At 70.1% G+C, this 22,876-nt stretch carries 1 protein-coding gene (only partly in view); it reads right to left on the bottom strand.

Annotation, left to right across the window (positions count from 1 at the left end; translation table 11 throughout):
- A protein-coding gene (locus EEJ42_RS16075; RefSeq protein WP_148081971.1) for a UvrD-helicase domain-containing protein crosses the window boundary here: on the bottom strand, positions 1-22,876 show its 5' portion. The gene continues 14,411 nt to the left of window position 1, outside the view; only the first 22,876 of its 37,287 coding nucleotides appear in the window; its start codon is at positions 22,874-22,876; its stop codon lies beyond the left edge, outside the window.

The following is a 22,876-nucleotide window of genomic DNA, read 5'->3' as shown; positions in this document are numbered from 1 at the left end:
AGTCGGCCGAGTCGGCGGGAACTCCGGCATCCGGGCCGGTGGCGGTGGCGGGCTGCGTCTGCGGGAGGCTGGGTCGGGGAGTGCCGTTGAACAGCGCGTCCCAGGCCGCCGAGGTGACGGTGGCGCGCCACCGACTGTGGAGCGTCTCGGCCGCACGCGCGGCGTCGGCGAGAGCCGTGGAGGCGTCCTGCGGGAGATCCTGTGCCGTCCACTCCTCGCGCAAGGCCGCGATGGCCGCAGTGATGTCTTCAACAGCGTTGTGGAAGTCGAGCGGCTGAGTCAGCAAAACGCGGGTGAAGGCGTCGAGTGCCTCCAGCAAACGGGCTTCGGCACCTGGCCGGGCCGCCCTCTGCTGGAAGTGGTGGGTATCGGCCAGAGCGCGGACGGCGTGGCCGAGGGCCTTGCGCGGGGCTCCGATCTGGCGCCGACGGGTGAAGGCCTCGGCGGCAACCGCTGCGGAGCTGGTGTCCTGTTCGCGAACCGGTTCCCGGCCCGCAGGCGCTCCGGGAGTCGGCTGGCGCTGAGCGGATCCGGAAGCCTCGCTCGCGAGAGCTCGGGCTGTCTGGAGGGCTTCGTGGGCAAGGTCTGCCGTCGTCTGCCAGCTCCCCTCGCCCGTGTTGCGGGCAGCCGCGGTGAGCCGTTCTGCCGTCTTCTGAAGAACTTGGAGGTCGGAGTCCGTCAGCGGACGGCCCTCGCTTGAGCTGCGGATTTGCAGCCCCCAGCCGTCCAGGCCGAGCCAGTGCAGGCGGCCCAAGGCGTCGGCCTCTTCCCAGGTGGGGCTCTGTTGTCCGGGTGAGGATGCGTGGACGCGGCCGACGATGCCCTCGCGGCAGCTGACTTGGAAGGTGCCGCGGACGGTCTCGATGACCTCGTAGGGGTGGGCCGTCTGGTGCTCCTCCTCACTGGGCAGTTCATCGCGGTCAACTGCCGGGCCTGCTGTAGTGAGCGGCGCGTCGGCCGGGAAGAGAGCTTGCCACCGGCTGCTGGCGGCGGTCGCCCTCCAACTGGCGGCGTAGTCCTCGGCCCTGGCGAGAGCGGTAGCCAGGCTTGCCGTCGCGGCCTTTCCCCTCGCCTGCCCGGTCCACGCCTGCTGCACGGCGTGCAGTGCCTCGGCAAGAGCGACAGCGGCGTCGTGCTTCTGACGCGGGAGGTCGATGACGGGGGCGAGCAGGTCGAATTCGTCCAGCGCACGTCCGAGGTCGTGCTCAGGGCCCGGCTGCGCGGCACGCTCGCGGTAGGCGGCTGTGAGCGTCAGTTTCTCGACGGCCGCCCGCACCTCTTTGCCGCATTGCCGGATCTGCCAGGCGTCATCGAAAGGCTGTCCGGGGTCGAGATACGGCGTCGTCGGCGGAATGCCGTACTCGCCGCGAACGGGACCCGTCGCCCGCGTCTTGTCCTCGCGCTGTGCTGCCCCTTGCCGGGTGGGTGCGGTCGCGGGTTCCGCCTGCTGCGGCAGCGTGACAGTCGGTGCCGCAGGAACGGGCTGGTACTCGAGGCCCGTTGCTTCCGGCAAGGCCAGCGGGCGCGGCGCGCGCTCGACCAGCTCACCCAGAGGCACCGTGACGTGACTGAACGGGCCATGGACGAAATGCGCCAGTCGGTAGCTGCGCCCTCGCCCGTGCCAGCCCAAGCTGATGGACTTCCCGTCTCGGCCCTGATAGTCCCCTGCGTCCAGGATCCACCCCGCGCCATTGGTCGTGTGGGAAGTGGAGCCGCCCTCGAAACCGTCCGCCGACACGTAGTCGCCAGCGGTCAGCTCCCAGGGGTAGACGAGGTCCCAGCCGTGGCGGCCGCGGCCGCGGCTGTCCGGGGCGGGCAACGGATACTCCTGGGCGGTGGCCGCCACATCGGCGATGAGCTGTTGCGTCAGCGCCCGCGCTTCAGGATCCCGGGCTTCGCGCCTATGCCGCTCCTCGAACAGCTCGAGCTGCTTGTGGACCAGATGAAGATCCAAGGAAGGTTCACCGCTGTACGTGGCCCCGCTGGCCAGTGTTGTCAGGGCCGCGTGCGCCATCCGCCAGGGGTCGATCGCCCGGTAGTCCGAGGCTTTGCCGTTGACCTTCGGGCGCTCGGGGAGCCGGTTGAGGAAGCGCGCCGCGTGCTCGGCCAGTCGGTGGGGCATACGGGCGCCCCGGCGCACCGCGTTGCGGGGCGCCGGGCCCTGATGCCATGCGGCGGCGCCCTTCGCGCCTGCGTGGTCGTGCCAGGTCGCATCCTGAAGGCTGATCACGTGTTGCAGATCCAGCGGCCGCCCCGCTTCGTCGGTGCGTTCTTGCAGGCTGCAAGCCGCGGTAACCGTGCCTCGCACCGTGACCCACTGCCCGATCTCGGGCACCGAGTCACGGAACCGGCTGGCCTCCAGGTCGGCAGTGGTGACCTGGTGGCGGAAGCTGATCCGGTCACCGGCCTCCAGCGTCCGCACGGGCGAGAGCACGGTGAATCCCGCAGCGATCTCCTCATCCTGACGGGCGCGCGGCTCCTGGCCGTCGAGCTCTGCGTCAGCGGGCAGCGCGAGGTCCTCGACGGCCAGGCGCCGTACGGCCTCGCTCACCGTGTCACCGGTGCTGGTACGCCACAGCCGCGCGACGTGGCCGGCGAGCGGTGAGGTGAAGGGGAACGCGGCGCTTCGCTTGGGCCCGTCGAGGGCCTCCTCTGCGCGGGCAGCGAACCGCAGCGCGGTGCGCCGGTCCCCGATCGGCGGCGTGCCGGGGAGGTCGGCCATGGGGCCGGGGAAGGCAATGTGCCACTGCCCGTCGTCCGGGTGCTGGTAGACGGCGAGATTCCCGCTCGGGGTCAGGAGGAGCCCGCCGGGCTCAGCGATGGCGGCAAGGTGGGCTGCCCGCTCCGGGGTGAGGGAGTTCTCGCCGGGTTCGGCGAGTTCCAAGCTGTCGGAGCGCAGGTGGTCGATAAGGTCCTCGGCGAGCTCGAACCGCCGCTCATCCCCTGCCGATGGGGCAGCGAAGCGCGGCTGACCGGCCAGGTACTCGAGGGCTGCCTGGGGTTCGAGGGGGGTGAAGACCAAGCGGTGCGAGCGCACCGTGCCCGGCCGCGGGGGGAGTTCGAGAAAGATGGCGCCATCGGTGTCGGTGTAAGCCAGTCCACCGGCCGCGATGAGTGAGCGCACGGCGTGGGTGACGTCGCGACCCTCCCAGGGCGCCGCATCGCCGGAGCCAACAGGGGCATAGAGGCGCCAGGGGTCTGCGGTGAACAGCTGCGCGCGTGCGGCGCGCTGCGTGCGCCGTGTGGCGCTTTCGTCCCGAGCCCTGGGCGAAGCCGCCTGGCGCTGTGGGGCTGACAGGTGGTCCCAGTGTCCCTCGGCAGCGGTCTGCTGCAGGCGATGGGCGCTCTGACGCATCACCGTCGCCCACTGGTGGACGCGGCTCCGGACCTGGGCGGGGGCGTCACGTTCGGTGAGGAACGTGTGGAGCGCGTCGGCGGCGTCGGCGAGCCGGAAGGCGTAGGGAAGGGTGGTCTCCGGCGGTGCCGGTGTGTTGCCCGGGCTCAAGGTCTCATCGGCGAGCCCGGTGGTGTACAGCAGTGCGTGCGATACCGGGTCGGTGGCCCGGAAAGCATCGGCCAGTTCCTGGTCGGCCTCCCAGTCCAGTGGAGAGACGGGCACCTCGGCGAGGTGGTCACGCCACTCGCGGCCGTTCGCGTAGGGGTGTGCAGTCTCGCTGTCCTTTTCTGCGGTGTTCTTGTCCTTCTGGACGGATGCGGTGGCAGGACCCATCTGTGGCGGCGCGGCGTGGGATCGGGCTCGGTCGTTGGCGACACGACTGGCTAGGACGCGTTCGACTACGGACAGGTCTTCCTCGACGAGAGGAACACTCGGCTCCCCATGAAGTTCTCCCTGCGGGGCAGTCCAGCCGTGGGCGGATGAGACCGGCTGTGGGAGGTGCTCGATCATCTGCGGTTCAGGCACGTGGAGCTCGATGTCCGTGCCGTCGGCGTCAGTGACCACGATCGTGCTGCCGCGTACGTCCCGGCCATCGTGCCGTAGAACGTGGTAGCGGCATGCCTGCAGCGTGCCGGTGACGCTGAGTGTGCCGGTGGGGTCCCCCACCGGGGTGCCGCAGGCCTTGACCTGGTGGCCCACTTCTGCTTCCCACGGGAAGATCCACTGCCCGCCGGTGGGTGCGGGGATGCGGGGCGGTACGACCGGAGCCTTGTCGGGGTTGAAGGGCCGATACGGGTGATCGATCCGTTCCAGCGCCTCAAGCAACTCCGTGCGCACACCCATCGCCTGCTGGGCGGCGCTGACATGCGTCTCGCGGTCGGGGTGGTCGGCGCCGCGGTCGAAGTCCTCGGCCAGCGTGGCCAGGTCGGCGGCTATGCGCAGCAGGTCCTCGCGCACGCTGCCGGTAGTCACCGCACCGTCGATCAGTGCTTTCAGGGCGGCACGGCCGCGGCGGGAGGTGTGCTCGGCGCGCCGCTGGCCGCGGGGCCGCCCCTTGTCGATGTTCTCCGGCAGGCTGGGCCAGGCCGCGCGCAGATTCCGCGCGAGGGTCCGCACTTGCTGGGGCAGGGGCGGGGAGGCAGCGATAGGGGCTCGGGGCGCCACGCGCACCTGAGAGGCGTCACCGCTGCGTCCGTCGTCGCTGGCCCAGCTGCGGCCGGTGAACCATCCGCTGTAGGTTGCCTGGGGCAGGCCGTCGGGACCGACGGGAAGCTCGTAGAAGTGCTGGGAGGCGTCGGTGTGCCACTTCGGCTGGGTGCCATAGAGGGTGATCGACTGGCCATCCAGCCCGTCGGTGTCGCCATCGAGGTGCTCCAACAGCTCGGCGTCGACCGGCACACGGATCGCCACCTGGTCACTGTTGCTGCCATCCAGCCTGCCGAGCGCACGCCAGGTCAGCCGCTCCGTGAGGCCCTGTGTGCCGGCGGCCTCCGCCGCGGTGGCGAGTGCCTCCTCCCGCTCCTCCTCAACCCGCAGACGCTCGGCGAAGTAATCCGTCAAACCCAGCGGGGCGTCGATGCTGTGGTCGGCCAGGGCACGGGTGACGGCCCGGGCGAGCAGCTGGCCGTTCCCGTCGCGCCAGACGCGGCTCAGCGGTCCGGCCAGCGGCGCGTCGAACGGGTACGGCTCAGCGTCGGTGCCGGTGATGCCTTGTACCGTGCGGGCGGCGGTGCGAGCGGCGTCGAGCGTGGGGAAGGCGGGAGCGTCCTCGGTTCCGGGCACAACAGTGCAGGCGCCAGGCAGGTACAGGCGGTAGCCGTCGCCCTCGCTGTCGGGTACCAGCGCGAGGCGGCCTTCCATGGCGAGGCCCGAGCGCTGCGCCAGGCTGTGGAGCTGCTGGCGTCGTTCCGGGGTGAGGTCGCTCTGGGCGGGGGCGATGAGCTCGGGCGAGGTGCTGGTCCAGTGGGCGGTGAGCGCGTCCGCGTCGGCGAAGCGGACTACGGTGCCCTGGGGCTGGGGGATGGCGGGGACCCGTTGCGCGAAGACGGCGAGTGCTTCGGCGCCGGTCAGGGGGGTGAACACCAGCGGGTAGGGCTTGCTGGGGGTGTGTACCACCAGCGCCCCATCGGAATCGGTATCCAGCACACCGCCGGAGGCGAGGAGCGCCGCTAGTTGAGGGGTGAGCTCCGCGCCAGTGAGGGCACCTCCGGTGTCTTCTTCCTGGTAGGCGCTCCAGCCATCCAGCTCAAGCGCTGCCGCACGAGCTGCGGCCCAGGTCGTGGACTGCCGCGCGCGATGGCGCTCTTCCAGCTCGTGGCGGTTGGGATCGCGGTGGTTGATGCGTGCATCGAGGTCATCCCAGGCGTCCGGGACGGCCGCCGTGATCTCCATCCACGCCAGCAGTCGCGGGATCCGCTCAAGGGCCTGGTCTGCCTTAGGCGCGAACTCCTCCGCCCACGGGGAGTCGTGGACGAAGGCGGCATAGGTGCGCGCCGCGGGCAGCGCCATCCGCGCCTGCAGCATCAGCCCGTCGGGATCGCCAGGTGCCGTGTGGTGGACAGCAAACACGGCGCGGTGGATGTTTTGCAGGAGGGTGTGCTCGACCGGGTGGGCGTAGCGGAACGCCGAGTTGAGAGCGTCCCACGGCTTCTGGTGGTCACGGTCGGTGCGTGCTCGTCCGACCTCGGTGTGGGCAATCGCGGCACGCAGTGATTCGAAGGCGCTCCAGCGCCATGCGGCAGGAGTGTCCCAGGTACGTGGGGCTCGGCTGGTCTCGGACTGCTGCAAGCGGTCCGCTGCGGCTGTCGCTAGCTGGGTCCAGGCATCGCTGAGCCACTGGCTCACCGATGTCGGGGAGGTGTCGGCCAGGAGCCGGTCGACCAGTGGCGCGGTGGCGTGGGCGATGAGCCAGTCCCAGGCGCCGCTGCGGATCAGGGCCGGGGTGGGGCCGCGGTCAGGCTCGGTGGCGGCCACGGCAGTAAGCAGTGCCTCGTCGCCAACAGCGCGCGACATCAGTTCCGTCCACGCCTGCCGCAAGGCCGGATCGGTGCCGATCTCCCGGCTGTCTGCGGGGGTCTCGTCCGCAGGGGCCGCGTGGCGGGCAGCCCCTGCGGGCGAGAGTTCTTCCAGGTCGTTCCCAGTGGCCTGAACGTCGGCCGGCGGGCCGTCCGGATCCGCCAGCCTCTCCTCGAAAGCGCCAGGATCTGTCTCGTGGCCCGGGGAGGGAGCCTCGGGCTGCGCCTGCCCGGACGGGCCGCCCTGTAGCGCCGATGTGGGCGCGGCCTCCGCCGTGGCCTGGTGGTCGGTGGCGGCCTCGCGGTGCTCGGCCCAGGGGCGGCTGGGGTTGGTCAGTTCTGATACCGCCCAGGCGCTATGACCCTGGGCATAGTCCTCGACCAGATGCCGCAGCCGCGCCGCGCGGGCGCGAACGAAGTCGCCGCTTCCCTCGCCGTGCACCTCGACGAGGGCGCGTTCGAGCGCCTCGCCCCGGGCCCCGTGTTCAACCTGCAATTGCTCCAGCATGCGGTAGACGCCGGTGCCGTGCAGGGCGTGGCGCCGCGCTGACTGGCCCAGGGGCCCGGGCGGGTTGCTGGCCAGCGGGAAGTCCTGGTCGAGGGCGGCCAGCTCGTCCCACAGCCGGTCAAAGCCCTCGATGGAGACGAGATCCGGGTGGCTGATGTCCAGGGGGGCCAGCAGCCCGGTGAGTTGGCTGTGCAGGGGGCCCATGGCGGTGGCGATGACGCCGAGCCGTACGGCAGCGGGCCGGGCGTCGGCGGCGGGAGTGTGATCGCCGACGGGCACGGCTCCCTCGGGCCGACGCACCACCACGGCACCGTCGCCGCGCCGCTCGGTGACGTATCCAGAAGCCCTGAGATCGCGGTCGAGGGTGATGCGCCCGTGGGCGACGACGGCCGTGGTGGTGCTGGCGCCGGGGAAGTCCCGCTCCGTGGCCGGGTACACCTGGTAGGTCTCGCCGGGCTCCAGCCGGGAGCGCTTGGCGTCCAGAACGGCGCGGATCTCGCTGGCGAGCTGCTGCCGCTCCGCGTCCAGGCCCTGCGGGACGGTGACGGTGACCTGGCGGGCTTCGCCGCGGTGGGCGCTGCGCGGATGGTCCTCGGCGACGGTGCTCGGCTTCCAGCCCAGGGTCCGCAGGTGGTGGATGCGTTCGTCGCGCTGGTTGGGCGCCTCGTACGGCATCATCGTCATGGTGATCGCGATGCTTCCGTCGACGCGCGGCCGCAGCGTGTATCCATCGCCTCCCCACGAACCGGGGGTGAGCCCGCTGTCGTCGAGGACCCGGGCCAGGGCTCGCTCAGCCCAGGTGGCCTTGCCCAGGGGCGCGGTGGCCGGGGAGGGCGGGCACAGCGGAACCTGTTCACCCTTGCGGAAGAGTTGCGCGCGGGCCCGGTCGTCTTTGGCGGAGGCGACCCAGTCGGCTGCCATGGACGATGCGGTTTCGCGCAGGGCGAGGATGGTGTCGCGGTCGGACCAGGGCAGCTCGACACGTATGGCGTGCTCCCACAGGCAACGGGCAGCTCGGGCCAGGTCGAGGGTGGCCCGGTAGGCGTTCTCGCGCTCCTCCAGCCTGTCGTCGCGGGCCAGGATCCGCGCCGCGCGACGCAGCGAGCCGGCACCGAGATCGTCGGTGGTGGGGGTGGACAGCCTCTCCCGGATGGTGTCGAGGGCCAGGACCTTCTCGACCTGTTCCAGCAGCGGGCCGCGCCCGTTACGGAAGGCGGTGATGTTGCGGCGCACCGTGCCGTCGGGGAACTCTGCTTTAAGCGCCGCGGCGATGGCCGCAGGGCGCGCCGCCTTAACCGACTCCCACCAGCTGCCGAGCGGCCCTGCGCTCAGGAGGTTGCTCCCGGCACGGCCGACGGCCTCTTCGAGGAGCTGGACCTGCTTCTCCGGCAGGCCCTCCTGCCACTCCTGACCGGTGAGCCAGACCCCGATGGCCTGCTCGGCGATCTCAGGGGCAGCGCCGGGTTCGGCGTGCGCGATCAGCGCCTCGTCGGCTTCCAGGCGGGCCCGCAGCTCCAGCAGGGCGAGCTGCAGATGCGGATCGGCGTCGCGTTCGGTGGCGGCCAGGCGCTCCCCGTGTGCTGCGGCGGCTTGCGCCGCGGCGTCGAGGGCGATGCCGTTGTCGATCCGATTGTGGCGGCGGAACCGGGCGGTGCCCTGGGCCTGTTCGGCGAATGTGGCCAGGGCGGCGTGATCACTGTAGGCCACTCCCCGGTCGCGGGCCTGCATGAGCCCGGCGAGCACCATGGGCGCGTTGCCCACGCGGTGGGGCTTTTCGGCGTCGACCACCACGGCGTACACCAGTGCCAGCAGGTTCTCCTGCGCGGTGCGTGCGGCCGCCGCATCAGGGTAGGGCTGCGCGCCCGGCGGCACCGGGGTCGCGGCCTGCGGGTCCGGGGCGGGCGCCGGACGGGCGCGGGGGTGGCGCTCGTCGGTGGGCAGTGTGGCCAGATGGCGGGTGAGCCGGTCGGCGTGGCCGCTGGCGGCCTTCTCCAGCTCGCGGGCCCACTGTGCCCGGCTGCCGCTACGCCCTGCGGTCAGGGCCTTGGCCGCGTCCGCGAGCCGCCGGTACCGGTGGATCTCGCCGGCCGCCCCGCCCACGTCCCGGTGCCCGGCACACACACGCAGCGCCGTGTCCAATTCCCGGTTCAGCTCTGCGGGTTCGGTGTCCGGGTGAGGCAGGTGCTGCAGGAGATAGGCCAGTGCCGTGATCTTCTCCTGGGCGTGCCGCATGTCCTGCTCCGCGTACGTCTCACCGGTGGTGGTGATCTGCTGCGGCGCCAGCCGCTGGGACAGCCGGTCGGCAGCGGTCGCGACGAGCTGGAGAGCGTGGTGGGCGGGCACGGCGGTGTGACGACTGCCGTGCCGCCCGATCAGGCTTTCGACGGCTTGGCGGGCCTGTCCGGCGGCGTCTCCCAGCGCGCTCGCGGCAGTAGCTTGGACGTGCCAGGCGCGGCCCCCGCCGAGGGAGGGCATAGCCTCTTCGAACGCGGTGACCTGCTCGCGGTCGGTGTCGGCCAGCAGGAACAGCAGGTGACGCGTCGCGGCCTTGTGCAACTCCCCCAGCGCCGCCACCGCAGCACTGAATTCGGCCTCCGTGGTGATCGGCACGGCCGTAGTGGCCTCGAAGGCCTGGGCGAGCTCCTCCAACGTCTGCCGGAAGGGGCGCCGCCGGTTGAGCGTCATGTGGTCCGTGGACTGCTCGCCCACCGGCGTGAAGACCTGCCGCCCGCCGTCGCGCCCGGTCAGGCTCAGCACGCCGTTCTCCCAAACCGGGGCATCGGCACCAGTGCGCCGGGCGAGCGCGTACAGCTCGGCTGTGGTGTAGGTGATCGTCTCGTCCCAGGTGTCGCCGGCGGCGGTGCGCATCAGCTGGGAGGCGGGCATGTGTGCGCCGATGGCCTGGGCGAGGGTGCGGGCCCGGCGCTGCTCGCTGTCCTCGGACCCGGTCGGCCATGTGGCGTCACCGGCCACAGTCTCGGCGGTCAGGTGCATGCGGGAGACGTGGTCGTAGGCGGCCGCGGCCAGTTCGCTGACCGTGGTCTCGCGGATGTTGTCGTCTTCGAGGCGGAACTGGAAGGTGTGGGCGAGGTCCATCAGCCGGTAGCACCACTGGGCTGCCTCGGGCAGGGTGGCGAACTGCGGGCCGGTCGCGTCCTGCCACAGGACGGCGGCCGCCTCGTCGGTGATGTCCTTGAGGGCCTTCTCGCTGAGGTACTGGCGTCCGCTCCAGGTGCGGGTGAACTCCCCCAGGGCGGCCAGGACGCGCAGGGCCCCGGTGCGGGCCGCGGCCTGGTCGGGGTAAGGCTCCTCCCCCTCGCCCATGCCCTGCGGGTCCGCAAGGCGCCACGCAGCCAGCTCGGCGGCCACAACCGGGGCCCCGGGCGCGGGCGTTTCGGTGGCGGCCGCGACCGTCAGGCGCGCGGTGACTTCGCGGAGCAGGTAGCTGTGCAGGGTGTCGGCGGCAGTGGTGGGTTCGTCGTCTTCGGCGAAGTACAGCTCGAGCAGCCCGGCGGGCAGCAGGTCCTGTCCGGCAGCGAGGTACTGCTCGGTGAAACCGCTGATCAGATCCTTTGGGTCGTCGCCGAGGCTGGCGCCCAGGCGCAGCCGAACGTCGATGTCAGCGCTGACCGCATCCGCCAGAGCGGCGATCTCCGTCGTCCACTCCTGCCAGGTCGCGGGCAGGTCAGTGCCTGCGGACGGCAGAGGACCCGGGGATGTGGCGTCCCCCGAGGCGGCGGCACGCAGGGAGTGCCACATCGAGCCGAACAGGCCGACCAAGTCGCCCATGGGACCCTTGTCGCTGTGCAGAGCCCGCTGCAGACGCGGTGACATCTCCGCTTCCCGCGCTTCGAGCCACGCCCACAGCGCGGGCGCCTGGGGGACCTCGGCGGCCGGGGAGGCGGTGTAGGTGATGGTGGCCATCAGCTGCTCGTCGGCCGCGGCCTGTGCGGCGAGTGCGTCGACTTCCTGACGCACCTGCGGGTCGGCCTCGTCGACGACGGTCTGCACGATGCGGGCGTTCCGGCTCGCGATGTTGCTCAGCGACACCAGGAGGTCGCCGTGATCGCGGTGGCCCTCGGCGTGCTGGACGTGCCAGACCTGGAGTGCGCGCTCGCTGATTTCGTGCAGCAGGGCGGGCAGCACCGGGGACAGGCTCTCGGTGATGTCGGCGTGCTGGTCGACGACGAGGTCGATCAGCCGCAGCAAGATGGCCTCGCCCAGGCGGTCCTCGGCGCGCAGTCCTCGCGTTGTGTCCCTCAGGCGCTGGGCGAGGTTGATGAGGCGGGTGTGCCGGGCCGCGAACCACGCGGCGTCGGTGGGCGGGTTCTCCGGTGCCAGCTCGGGCCTGGTCAGGTGCAGCACCCCGCTCTGGCGTGCCGCGTCCGCGGCGACGTCCGGGGCATGGCGCATGGTGGCTGCCCACCGGTTACGCATCTCCTCGATGGCGTCGGCCAGGCTCGCCCACCCGAGCAGCTGGTCGGAGGCCTTGCGGGATTCGGCCCGGGCGATGTCGCCGGCCTGCGCGATCAGGGCGTACCAGCCGTTGGGCGTGGCACCGGGCTTCGGGTCGTCCAGCAGGGCGTGCAGGCGGATGACCGCGTACTGCACATCGTCGACGAGCTCCTCGCTGGAGCTCAGCTGCTCGATGGGGCCCAGCTCCTGGGCCCAGTCGCGCCAGGTCTGCTGGAGACCGGCCAGGGCGGCCGTGGCGTCCTGGGCCTGCGCGTACGGCGTGGGGGCGGCCGCGGCTGCTGCCGCGAGCTCCGTGCTGCTGCGGGCGGGAATGCCCCGGGCGGCGGCCCGCGAGAGGTAGTTGTCCACCGAGCGCAGCACTGTGGCGAGGTCTTGGAGCGCCTGGTGCACAGGGCGGGCGGTGTCGTTGTCGGTCAGGCGCTGGTGGATCACTCGCAGCCACTGGCCGGCCACGGCGATGTCCAGCCAGTGCTCGGCGGGACCGCCGTTGCCGCCCGCCTCGGGCAGACCGGATTCGGCCTCCTCCACCGCCTCCCGGGCTTCCTCGGCAGGCCTCCGCACAAGCTCCTCGAGCAGTTCGCCGTGGGTGTCGAGCCACTGGCCGATGTTGAAAAGGAGGGTGTGGGCGCTCTGCACGGCCGTGGATCCGGGCGGGTAGGGCGTGGGGTGAAGGAGCTCCGGGTCCCACTCCCCCGGCTCCGGTTCGTTGACCGTGATCGCGATCTGCGGTGGTGCGGCTTCCGGCAGGCTGCCGGGCTGGCGGGCGGCGAAGGCGACGAGCGCGTCGCGCACCGGCCTATCGAGCGCCATCAGACCGGGCCAGTTCTCTGCCTGATCGTGGAGCAGGGCCGTGGCCTGGTTGGGCATGTGGTCCTGGGTGGCGGCCGCGAACTGCTCGGCCTCCTGCTGCGGGAGGGCCTGCAGGGTGCCGACATGGCGGTCGTCGGGCAGGCACAGGGCGTACGCCCCGTCGGCGGGCAGCAGCTTCATCCTGTGGCCCGGGCCGAGCCGCTCCTCCAGATCCCGGCCGCGGCAGACAAATAGCTCCTGCCCCTTCTGCACAGCGAACAGGTCGGTGGGCTCGGGGATCAGGGCTGTGCGTGCCGTCTGGGCAGTCTGGGCGGTGAGGTGGGTGACGAGAGAGTCCAGCGTGTCCGGGTCGCCGAAGAACGCGTGGGAGAGGTTCTGGTCCCCGGGCGTCCCGGGCTCGAGGAGCTGGTTGCCGATGCGTTCTTCGATCCAGTCGCGGACCTCGTTGAGGATGATGCTGTTGGCGGGGTTGTTGCTGATCACGAGGCTGGTGATGTGCGGGTCGGCGGCGGCCGCGTCCAGGAAGGTGTTGACGGTCGTGGCGTGCTGCTGCCACTGCGGCGGGAGGGGCAGGCGCCGGCCGGTGCGCGGCACCTCGGTGCCGCCGGTGCCGGTGGCCTCTTCGGCCAGCGTTCGTTCCAGGCGACCGAAGGCGCCGGTGAATCCGGTCGGAGTCGTATCCGCGGCCAGGGTGTGCCGCAGCAGCGGGGACATCGTCTCGGCCCGTTCGGCGAGCCAGGTGTTCAGTGCCGGGGCGAACGGCACGGGGGCGTGATCGGTCAGTGCGGATGCGGGCGTGCCCAGGGCCGCAAGAAGCCTCTGGTCGGCGAGTGCGGCGCGCGTGAGGGCCTGCAGTTCCTCCTCGAGAGCGCCCTCTTCCTCGATCAGGGTGCTGTGCAGGCGGCGCGCGTACCCCATGGCCGCTTCGGCGAAGTCGGAGAAGTCCTGTTCCAGGTAGGCGTACTCCCCCTCGTCGTTGTGCTCGCGCATGACCTGGCGGGCCAGGCCGGCGGCGGTCGCCAGCAGGTGCGGCCAGAAGGCGTGGATGTGACCGTCGGACGCGGTAAGGGGCCGCCGCTGGATCTCGGTGCACGCGGTGGCCAGCCGCCGCTCGGCGGCCGAGACCTTCTGCTTGCGGCACTGTTTCGCCGCGCTCTTGGCCCGGGAGGTCACGTTCTCGTGGGCCTGCTCCAACCTGGCGGTATCCACCACACCGTCGGGGCTGGTGAACGGCTCGGCCGGGGGCAGGTCGCGGTAGACGGCCTGCAGGGGACGGCTGGAGCCCCGCAGCGGCTCGTAGGCGATACCGGGGTTGGTGAGCAGGGTGTGGGCCAGACGCCCGAGGTAGGTGTGCAGCGCGCCACCGGTGCCGCTGCTGGACACCGGCGAGGTGAAGACCGCGCGGGCCAGGCCGTGCATGGCCGCGAGATGGGCGCGCTCGCCCCGCGGGATGAGGGCCGCATCCAGCCGTGCGCGGCTGAGCTCGCTGGAGGCCCGTTCGCGGAGGGCTGCCAGGGCCTGGGTGATCTCCTCGCTCGTGGTGTAGGGCTCGTAGGCGGAGGTGGCCAGCTCCTCGATCCAGACGTCGTCCGGCTCATCCAGGGGGGTGTGGGCCAGCCGATCGATGTGCAGCGCGGCACGGCGGGCCAGGTGACGCAACCTGCCCGTCATCGTCGTCCCGAACTCCCTACGCCCGGCCAGGGCTCGCGTGGCGACCTGGGCGCGGGCGTAGGCCTGCAGCCCGGCGGCCCAGTCATCGCCGGCGAGCCTGTTGATCGCCTCCCATGCCTCATTGAACTCGGCCAGGGCCTGCACGAATTCAGGGGCAGAGCCGGCGGACGGTTCCTTGGGAATGTCGTCGCGAGCGCGCACCACCAGGGAGTTCAGCTCCCCCACGGCGGAGGACGGAGCGTCGGGCTCCGACCGGTAGGGCTCCGGCCGGTCTTCGGCGATCACCCACCGCGTCTTCGCCGGAGGGTACGCCCCCAGGCGGGCGTCACGCGCCGCCTCCGGTGCGGCGTCGGCATCCGGCTGGAGGGCCGGGCTAGGTGCGGGAGCAGGGCGGCTCCTCTCCTGACGGGTCTGCGCGGCCCGCGCGAGAATCACCCGCAGCTGATCGCGCAGTTCGGTCAGGGCGGGTTTGGCCCGGCCGGAGTAGTCGGCGCCCGGCCGCTCCGCGATCTCTTCGAGGATGGCGTCCGCCGCTTTGAGGGCTTCACGCAGTTCGCGCACTTTCAGCTGGCCCGTCCGGCCGGGCCGACGCAGGTTCTCGATCGCATCGGCGCGCTGGTGAGACTCGGTGCGGGAGCCGCGCATGAACAGGTCGTCACGGAGACCGGTGACGGTCCACGAACGCAGCGGCCCCTCCAGGCGGGCGAGGGCTGCGGCGACGTCATCGTGCGTACGGAACGGGGCAACCGCGTCTGCCGGCTCCGCCTGCGGGACATCGCTGCTCTCGCGGTCGCCCGCGCCGGGAGCGGCCGTGCCGGGGGCAGCTGTGTCGGTATCGGACGTGCCCGGGCTCGACGGTCCGGCGGGCTGTTGCGGTGCACGTGCGACGGCGGTGTCGGCGCGCACGGTGTCGTCGTCGGCACCGCCGCTCGGAGCCTGGGCTGCCTCGGGGTTCTGCGCGCTCCACCTGCTCATGAACTTTTCGAACTGGGCGCGTGCGGTGGCCTTGATGTTGCGGGCGAGGTCGTCCTGCGCGTCAAGCTGGGCGAGTGTGGTCCGGTGGCTGGCCAGAAACGTCCGTGTCAGGTTCGCGAACGTGGTCAGGGGCGGTGCCATGGTGGAGCGGTCGCCGCCGTGTAGGGTGCGCAGCAGCCGTTCCGCCTCCTGGAGGCTCTGGGCCAGCAAGATTTCGGTGTCGTGGAACTCGTCGTTCTCCATGGCCGCGACCGAGGCGAACAGGTGCTTGCGCAGTTGCCTGAACGTGTGGGGGACGGCGTCCTGCGCCCATATGGTGCCGGCGGCCTGGTTCAGTGCGATCTCAGCGGCCTCGACCCGGGCGAATGCGTCCTTCCACTGCTTGTGCGTGGTGAACACCGGCACCACCTGCGGCGCCCGGACCTCCGCGGCGTCGGCCGGTTTGTCGGGCGCAGGAGCATCCTGTGTCGGCTGATCTTCTGCGGAGGAGAGTGGCAACTCCTCGGTCGTGCCTTCTGCGGTCCCCGTCGACCGCTCTGGCTGTTGGGAGGCGCTGGAGGACTGTTCCGGTACTTCTGGGGCGGTCGCCGTCGACGTGTGCTGGCGGCCCCGGCCAATCGCCGCTTCGAGCTCGCTTCGCCCGTCGGCCAGGCCCAACAGGTCGCCGATGTGAGGTGCTCCCCAATCGATGGGACGGCCCCGGACGTCGCGGGCGTCTTCCAACTCGTTCGCGAACTCCAGTGCGTCGGAGCTGGTTCGGTATGCCGCCCGATCGGTCATGATGGTGCCCGAGGCGACGTGGTAAACGTCCCACTTGCCTTTGCCCTCGCGGGTTATCAGGAAGTTTCCCAAGGCGGACAGTTGCGAGTTGCGGGCCAAGTCCATGTCCCGGCGGGCCGAGTAGGTGTCGATGCGGACCTGGGCTTTCTCGCGCTTGGTGGCGCCCTTCACCGCGACACCGTTGTGGGCGCGCGGCGGCTGCTTCCAGCGCGGGTCGCGAACCCCGTTGTTCAGGTGGTTGCGCGCGGAGGCCACCGAGGTGAAGCGGTGCTCGGTGCGGGCAGGTCGGTTTTCCTGAGCGAGGTCTGCTGATTCCTGAGGGTCGCGGGGGCCGGTAGTCACGGTGGGTTCGTTCGGCATGTGGGTGAGGCCTTTGTCCCCTTCGGCGAGGGGGTCTGCGGGGGCAGACCGTGCCGGGGGCTCGGGCGCTGCTGCCTCTGTCGGAAGCGCCGCAGCGGGTGCGTCCGCCGTGGACGCCTGCTCCGGGTTGCCGAGACCCTGCGCGAGGCCTGCCTCTTCCGCAGGGCCCTGTGTTCCTCGCTCAGCACCTTCCTGGCCGTTGGCGGCGGGAGCGTCGAGCGGTGCGGCCTCCTCCTGGGGCCGCATATCGCCTACGGGGCTGCTTGGCTCTGGAACTCCAGGCGTGGTCGGTGTTGGGGCGGGGGCGCTGCGGGCGACGCCGAGGAAACGGGCGTCGAGGCTGGAGTGGTCGCGACGCCGAGCGGTGAGGTGGCGGCCCGAGCTGACGATGCTCAGCAGGTCGGGGCTCTCCTCCATGAGCTTGTGCAGCAGGGTGTGTGCGGCGATGGGCTCGGTGCCCACCGTGTACGTGCCGCTCAGGTCGAGGTCGTCCAGGCGCACGTACTCGCGGCCGCTGTCGCCGGCGCCCGGGTCCGCGGTGGGCTCGGCGGATTGATCCCACTGGTCGAGGGCAGCGAAGTTGGCCAGGGTGGCGGACCAGCGCTCCTCGTGCAGCGCGGCGAGACGTGCCAGGCGCTTGAGGTCGGTGGCGGCGGAGTTACTGCCGAACGCTTTGATCCCTTCGGCGATGGCGGTGCACCACCACGCGGGAGTCACGATCGAGGCGCTGGGAGAGATGCGCCAGCCCTCTAGGCGGCGCTGGCGCAGCTGGCAACTCTCGTCGTGGAAGCGATCGACCGCCTCGGCCAGCTTGCGGCCGCTGGTGCTGGCGGCCGCCTGGGGGTGACCTTCGACGACGGCGCGCAGGGCTTCGGCGAGCAGCCGCTCGGCGATCAGGGTGCTGAGGCGGTCGGTGTAGTACTCGGGCCGCTGCGTAGACTCTTCGGCCTCGTCTTCGCTGGCCTCGGCCGATGCTTCCGGCACGGCTGCGGAGGCGGGCGGGGTCGGCGTGACCCACGGTGGGGGGTGTTGCTGGCCGGGCGTGGCGTCTTGCGAGGTGGGCACAGCGGACGATTCGTCCGCCGCCGGCTCCTCCGCGGGGGTAATGGCGGCGGGGGCTTCGAACGGTGCGGACTCCGTCGCCGAGTGCGTATCGCCTGTGGGGGCTTCCGGTGCCTGATCCTCAGCGGAGGAGGCCGACGTCGGCGGCGACGCACCTCGCAAGGCGTGGGGGTTGAACGGGGGAAGCGTGGAAGGGAGCGTCGCTGCTGCGGGACCAGTGTCGGCTGCCATCGAAGCCGCGCCAGCTGGGTCAGAAGCTCCGGGCGTGGTCTGCGTCGGGAGGTTGGTGAGTGAGGCTTCCGTGTCGTGATCGCCGTGCTCGCGGCTGTTCATGATCTGTTCGAAGCCGATGCGGGCTTTGCCGGTGATGTCTGCGGCCAGGCTTACCTCGCCCTGCCGCAACGTAGCGCGGTGGCGATGCAGGAACGTGCGCGCGCGGTCGGCGAATGCGCTCAAGGGCCGTTGCAGGGTGGTGCGCCGGTCGTCCGTGAGAGTTCGCCGCAGGTCATCCATCTGCCGCAGAGAGGTGTTCAGCGTGGTCTGGGCGTCGTCGAAGTCCTGGTCGTTGTCAGCGACGAGGGCTGTGTACAGCTGGGGGTTCAGGTTCGTCAGTGCAGCAGGAAGGTCCTGCCCGTCGAAGGCGGTCCAGGCCGCAGCGTTCAGGGCTTGCTCTGCGCTTTCCACTACCGCCAGTTCCCGTTGCCACTGCTGTGGTGTGGTGAATGGTGCCGGTCGACTGTTGGGAGGGGTAGTCGGTGTTTCGGGCGTGCCGTCGGGCGCGTGCGGTTCTTTCGAGGGAGCGGGTTGGGTCTGCGGCGGTGCCAGGGCCGCGTCGCGGAGGGCGGGCTCGGCAGGGGTGTCCTGGGCGGGTAGTGCTTCGTGCTGGAGGTGGGCGGGTTCCGGCGCCGCCGGGTGTGTCGCGGATGCGGCGGCGTGGTCGGCTGTCTCCAGCACCGCGTGTACGGGATCTGCTGCGACTGTGTCGAACTGGTGGGGAGTCTCCGTGGTCTTGTCCTGGGCCGCGGGCCCCAGGGCGAGTTGGAGTTCGTTGTGGCGGCGGGCTACCCGTTCCAGTTCTTCCTGGTGTTCAAAGGGGCGGCCCACGCGTTCGCTGGCCCTGGCGATGTTGGATTGCAGGCGCTGGAGCTGTGTGGCATGGCTGGCGACGACAGTCTCGAGGCTGTCGAGGGCGTTCTCAAGTTTCCTGATCAGGCCGACCGGGTCCTGCTGGGAGAGATCGCGCGGGTCGAGATCTACGGGGCGAACTGGGGCGCCGTGGAAGAACAGGGACAGAAAGTGTCCGCCCATGCTCGGCTCGGTGCTCACGGACAGGTCGAAGCCACCGAGGTGTCCCAGCTGGGTGATGTCGCGCCGGTTGTTGGTGGCGCGGCGCTCAATCTGGGTCAGGTGGTGCAGCAGGGCGGTGCCGGCCTCGCGCCGCTCGTTGTAGGCCCGCTGTCCCAGGCTGATGGTGAACGCATCCCCGTGGGTGGAGGTACGCCGGTCGAGGGCTTGTTGGGCGTTGCGGTGCTTTTCCTGCTGCTCGGCCAGGCGTCGGCTGCCCTGTTCCTGCATCACGCGGTAGGTGAACTGCTCGTCGTTCCACATCGTTTGCTTCAGCTTCAGCCGGGCGAGGTCGCCTGCGACGGAGTCCAATTCCGCCAGCTCCGGGCGGTTGGCGGCGACTGCGAAGATGACGCCGGCTGGGATGACGTTGTCGTCGTCGCCAGAGGCTTCGAAGATGCGGACGTTGTTCTTGAAGTCGAGGATGACTTCGGCGTAGCTCTGCTTCGTGTCGACTTTCTGCCACAGGAACGGGTCGTAGGATTCCAGGGTGACTGCGGCGAGGTGGTGGATTTCCTTGTTCTGGTTGCCCTGCCGCTTGGCGCGGCCCAGGCTCTGGGTAATGGGGGTGGCCTTCCATGTCGGGTCGATCTGGATGACGGCCACTGCCCGGCGCTGCAGGTTCCGGCCCGTGCCCAGGCCCGTGCGTCCTCCCAGCAGGACGTGGATGCGTCCCTCGTTGGCGGCCTGGTCCTGGCGGCGCTTTTGCTGCTGATTCTTGGCATCCTGCGCGAATTCGATCAGGCTGGACGGCATGCCCTTGGCCACAAGCAGGTCGCGCAGTGCGTTGTAGACGTCGAATTCCTTGTCGGGAGCCGGAACGCCCAGATCGCAGAAGCCGAAGATCAGGCTGCCTTCGTGGGGCTCCTTGTTGCCGTCCTTGTCGTAGTAGACGTCGTGGCGGTGCTCCAGCCACAGCGCGTAGATCTCATCGGCGACAACGTCGAGCTTCTGCCGGTGGCTGGTCTGCTTGCCGACCAGCCGGACATCCAGGGAGGCAAGACGGCCGTCCGTGGAGACCCACAGAGGGTTGTCGTCTGCCTCGTCCCCGTTCTTCTTGAACTTCGTACGGGGGTTCTTGGCTTTGATCTCCATCATGCGGTGCCCGAGGTCGACCATGACCTCCCGAAGCTCGGGGGGCGCCTCGTTGGTCAGCAGCCGCATGGTGCCGCCGATGACGGCCGGTTCGTCCAACGGCAAGTCCCGCTTGCGCCGCACATCGGCGTAGCTGGCCAGCACCCGCGTCAGCTCGACCTGGTTGACGTAGCGCACATGGCGGGTGCGGGTCGAGAAGGAGCGGCCGTCGACACCGAGCTCAAACCGCAGCACCGGCTGGATGAACGTCGACACGAACTGGTCGTCCTCGATGATGCCGAGTTCTTCCAGCAGCTCCGGCGCGAGCAGCTTGGTGGCAGACAGAATCTCCAGCGGCGAGTTGTCCACCGGGGTGGCGGTCGCTCCGCACGCAACCCGTGACCCGTACGTCTTGCGCAGGTAGGACAGGATCATGTCGAAGTGCGCGGTGATCTGGTTGCCGGGCAGGGCAAGTTCTTTCACCGACGAGATGACCTGCAGGTTCTTCAGCACCTGGAACTCGTCGATGAACACGAACGACGATCCGGTGCGCTCGAACTCCACCCCGGAGTCCCCTGGGGTCTTGAGCTCGTCCTCGAGCTTCTCCTTCAGCGTGGCGATCTGGTTCTCGATGTCCTTGACCGTGAAGCGGTCATCGCCGTCGGCGTTATCCAGGTGCGCCTGCAGGCGCTCGATCTGCTGGTTGATGTAGTCCAGCCGCGCAGGCTTGCTCATCGGGATCTTCTTGAACGCGTTGTGGCTGAGGATCACCGCGTCCCAGTTGCCGGTCGACCACTTCGCAACGAACCGGTGGCGCCGCTTGCCCGACAAGTCCTCGGAGTCGGCGACCAGAATCCGTGCCCGGGGGTAGGCCTGCAGGAACTCCCGCTGGAACTGCCCCAGCACCCCCTTGGGCACCGTGTAGACGGGCTTGCGGATCAGTCCCAGGCGCACCAGTTCCATGCCGCCGACGATCATCTCTAGGGTCTTGCCGGCTCCCGTGCCGTGGAAGAGACCCACGCCTGTGGTGGAAGACCGCAGCCGCGCCACTGCGGCATGCTGGTGCGGATTGAGCGTGAACGCCTGGGACAGACCCGGCGCTGCAATGCGGATCCCGTCGTAGTTCGGGTCGACACGCGCGTTGAAGCGGTCGTTGTAGAACCGGTGCAGGTACTCGGCGCGGTCAGGGTCCTCCCACAGCCACAGCCGAAACCGTTCATCCAACTGCAAGGCCTTGGCCTGCGCGAAGGCGGTCGCCTCACGCAGCACCTCGACCGAACCGTCGTCGTTCTTGCGGGTGATCTCGATGTCTTGGTTGTTCAGCAGGTTCGAGGCAAGCTCCTGCGCGGAGCGATGCTGTGTGCCCCACGTCGTGCTAGCCAGCAGGCCCTTGCGGTCGCCTCCCTTGACGCTCCACCGCGCGCCGAGATTGCTGACGACGATGTCGTCGTCCTCCAGGACCTCGCGCAGAAAGGCCTGCACATAGGCGGCACTCACCCACGACGTGCCCAAGGTGCTCTCGATCTCCGCGGGCTCCAGGTCCCGCGGGATGACCTTCTCCAGCGCCTCGACATTGACCCGGTACGCAGGGTTTCGCTGGGCCGCTTCCTGCGCGGCTGCCAGCTTCTTGCGCACGTTCCCGGACAGGTAGTCGGCCGCCCGCACCACACGGACGGGCGCAGGATCTTCGCCGGTCGATTCGACTACGCCGGTCTCTCCGGTGTTGGGCGGGGGCGGTGGCTCGTCGTAGACCAGTTCACCCAAGGCCTCACGCGCCGCTGGCTCATCGTCGAGACCGAGCAGGTCAGCGATCACATCCAGGCGGATCTCGTTGTACCGGTCCCAGCACAGCAGCAGCGCATCCTCCGCGCTCTGCGCACTATGGAGCGGCTGCGGAGGAGCAATCACCCGCCTGTGCAGCAGATCCGCCTTCGTGGCCCGCTGGGATTCCTCCTCGAACTGCTCCAGCGCCAACACATACGGCGCGTACGGGTCATGCCGGAACCCGCCCATGCGCGGATAGGTACGCCGCTCCTTGCTCTCCCCGTCGGGCCCTTCGCTCTGATGGAGCTTGAACCGGTTCAGCGGCCCGTACGCGGCGACATAGGCGTCATAGCTGCGGTTCAGCTCAGTGCGCAGCCGCCGCATCCGCTCGGTGCTCTCGGGGTGCGCCGCCTCTTCATCCAGCAGCGCCACCACCACATCCCGCATACGGATCAGCGCGCGCAGCTCCTCAGCCTGCGTCTTCGCTGGCACGTGCGCAGTGGGGCGACCGTTGATGATCTCGGTGAAGGTTCCGTCGGGGTGCGCCTGAAGAGTGCCGTCGAGCAGCTCGAGGTCGACATGGAACGTGCTGGCCGGGATCAGGGTCTGCCGCTCGTGCACCGCTGTATCGGCGATGTGGTCCAGGGCCCTTCCCAGTCCGTCAGCAAGCTCCCCCTGGCCGCGGACGGACAGGTCGGTGCCGTGACGGCGGACATCGGCGAGGGAGGTGCCGAGCACCATCTCAGGATGTGCCTGGAAGTAGTCGTTGATGTTGAGGGCCGTTGTGGTGATCCCCGCCCGGGCCGCAGGCAGCTCGACAGGTGTGACGGTCAGCCACTCCCCTGCCGCGCCGGGCTGATCCCCCTCTGGCCGCTTTCGGAAGAACAGGACATCGGTGACCACAGGAGTGCCGGCCTCATCCATGTGAGCGCCATCCGGCAGCCGGATGGCTCCAAGGAATTCGGCCATCTCCAGCATCCGGGCCCGGGCATCCCCGTGGGCTTTGTCCGTGCCGTCGGAGGTGTAGCGGGAGGTCACGATGGCCGCGAGGCCGCCGGGGGTCAGCTGCTCGAGGGCTTGGAGGATGGCGTGGTTGTGGATGGAGTGGCGGCGCCCGGGATTGTGGACCTTGTCACTGAGCTTGGTCCGCCCGTACGGCACGTTGGCGATGACCACATTGACGGGTTCCCCCAGCGAGGTCACCTTGGCGAAGGACTCGTTGCGAATGTCCGCGTGAGGAAACAGCGCCTGCGCGATGGCCGCAGTGATGGGGTCGGTCTCGGTGCCAATCAGGCGTGCATCAGCGGGAGCATCGGCCAGAAGTCGGCCGGCGCCCACGCTGTTGTCATACACCGTGATCTTCGCGCCGGAGTCCGCACCGAGTTTGGCCAGCAACCGGGTCCAGATCAACGACGCGTAGACCGGATTCGTGTAATGGGCGTTCAGCGTTGACGCACGGGCCGCGGCGTACTCCTCCTTGGACAGGAGGGCCTGCAACTCCTCACGCTCGCCCCGGTACAACTCGACGAAGTTCTTGCGCGTCTCGAACAGGCCAGGAGTGGCCCCCCAGCCACGCCACTGCCTGAGTTGCTCGAGCTCGGCTTCGGTGGCCAGGCGGCCTTCCTGCCTCAGCTGCACCAC

Source organism: Streptomyces botrytidirepellens (assembly GCF_003721215.1).
In the GTDB taxonomy this organism is placed as follows: domain Bacteria; phylum Actinomycetota; class Actinomycetes; order Streptomycetales; family Streptomycetaceae; genus Streptomyces; species Streptomyces himastatinicus.
This window is presented reverse-complemented; position numbering and strand designations above follow the sequence as displayed.